Raw genomic sequence first — 1,768 nt, 5'->3', positions numbered from 1 at the left:
GTGGATGTGGTCTGGGCCAACGCCGGCATCGCCGGCCCGGCAGGGCCGATCGAGCACATCGCCCTCGACGACTGGCGCGCCACGCTCGCGGTCAACCTCGACGGCGCTTTCCTCACGGCGCGCCGCGCCGCCGCGCTGTTCAGGAACCAGGGGTCGGGCCTGCTGTTGTTCACCAGTTCGAGTGCCGGGTTGCTCGCCTACCCGAACCGCACCCCCTACGCGAGCGCAAAGTGGGCCATCGGCGGCCTGACACGCGCGCTGGCCATGGAGCTCGGCGCACACGGCATCCGCGTGAACGCCATCGCACCGGGTGCCGTGCGCGGTGAACGGATGGAACGCGTGGTGAACGCCGAGGCCGAGGCGCGGGGCCTGAGCCCGGACACGGTACGCGATCTGTATGTACAAGGGGTCGCGATGAAGACCTGGGTGGACGCCGAGGACATCGTCAACACCGCGCTCTTTCTGGCCAGCCCGGCCGGCGCAAAGGTCAGCGGCCAGGTGCTGAGCGTCGATGGCTACACTGACACCATCTGCCCGTATTGACCCCCCGGAGACCGTCGCAATGAAGACCATCGGCCTGATCGGCGGTATGAGCTGGGAGAGTACCGCTCTGTATTACCGTTGGCTCAACGAGGGCATCAAGGCCCGTCTCGGCGGCTTGCACAGCGCCAAGATCGTGCTCTACAGCGTCGACTTTGCCGAGATCGAGGCCCAGCAGCACGCGGGCGATTGGGAGGCCGCCGGTCGCACGCTGGCGAGCGCAGCGCGGGGTGTCGAGGCCGCCGGCGCCGACATCATCCTGATCTGCACCAACACCATGCACAAGGTGGCACCTGCCGTCGAGGCGGCGACGTCGGTGCCGTTGCTGCACCTCGCCGACGCGACAGCCGAACGCCTCACCGCCGCTGGCGTGTCGCGCGTCGGTCTGCTCGGCACCGGTTTCACCATGGAGCAGGACTTCTACAAAGGCCGCTTGGCCGGACACGGCCTCGACGTCAGGGTGCCGGACGATGCCGGCCGGGCAGACGTGCACCGAATCATCTACGAGGAACTCTGCCTCGGCACTGTCCGAGACGACTCGCGCGCGCGCTACCTCGAGGTCATCGAGGCGCTGGGCCGGGACGGCTGCGAGGCCGTGATCCTCGGCTGCACCGAAATCACCTTGCTGGTGCAACAGGCGCATTGTGCCATGCCGTTGTTCGACACCACCGCCATCCACGCCGAGGTCGCCATCGAGCGCGCCCTCGACCACTGAGAAATCGCCATGACTGACTCCACTGCCCGCGTGGCCGCCGTGATCGGCGGCGGTGTGATCGGCGGCGGCTGGGCCGCCCGCTTCCTGCTCAACGGCTGGGATGTGAACGTGTTCGACCCGGACCCGGAGGCCGACCGAAAACTCGCCGAGGTGCTGGCCAACGCCAGACAGGCGCTGCCGTCCGTGCTCGACGTCCCGCTGCCGGCAGAAGGCACACTGACCCGTGTCGACAGTATCGCAGAGGCCGTCAGCGGCGCAGCCTGGGTGCAGGAGAGCGTGCCCGAGCGCATCGAAATCAAACACACGGTGTTCGCGGAAATCGCCGGACACACATCAGATGCGTGTGTGGTCGCGTCCAGTACTTCGGGCTACAAGCCGACCGACCTGCAGGCCGGTTGCCCGCGACCCGAGCAACTGATCGTCGCGCACCCGTTCAACCCGGTCTACCTGCTGCCGTTGGTCGAGGTCGTCGCCGGCGAGCAAACCGACCCCGCCACGGTCGAGCGCGCGAGT

3 protein-coding genes are annotated in these 1,768 nt (G+C 67.9%); all 3 read left to right on the top strand.

The annotated features are described in order from the left end of the window. Positions 1-543, top strand: a 543-nt coding sequence (locus AAGA11_23170) for an SDR family oxidoreductase (GenBank protein ID MEM9605771.1), incomplete at its 5' end; no start/stop codon positions are given. A gap of 19 nt (positions 544-562) precedes the next feature. Next, on the top strand, positions 563-1,255 hold the full coding sequence (locus AAGA11_23165) for an aspartate/glutamate racemase family protein (GenBank protein ID MEM9605770.1): 693 nt from the start codon (positions 563-565) through the stop codon (positions 1,253-1,255). 9 nt (positions 1,256-1,264) lie between these two features. Then, positions 1,265-1,768 (top strand): 3-hydroxyacyl-CoA dehydrogenase NAD-binding domain-containing protein (locus tag AAGA11_23160; GenBank protein ID MEM9605769.1); only part of this gene is annotated, 504 nt, incomplete at its 3' end.

The organism is Pseudomonadota bacterium (assembly GCA_039196715.1).
Lineage (GTDB): Bacteria > Pseudomonadota > Gammaproteobacteria > CALCKW01 > CALCKW01 > CALCKW01.
The sequence above is the reverse complement of the archived record's forward strand: the minus strand, read 5'-3'. Positions and strand labels throughout refer to the sequence as shown.

Bases quoted from the DNA above. Each gene is read 5' to 3' on its own strand.
- AAGA11_23165 (MEM9605770.1), top strand. From the start codon at position 563: ATGAAGACCATCGGCCTGATCGGCGGTATGAGCTGGGAGAGTACCGCT.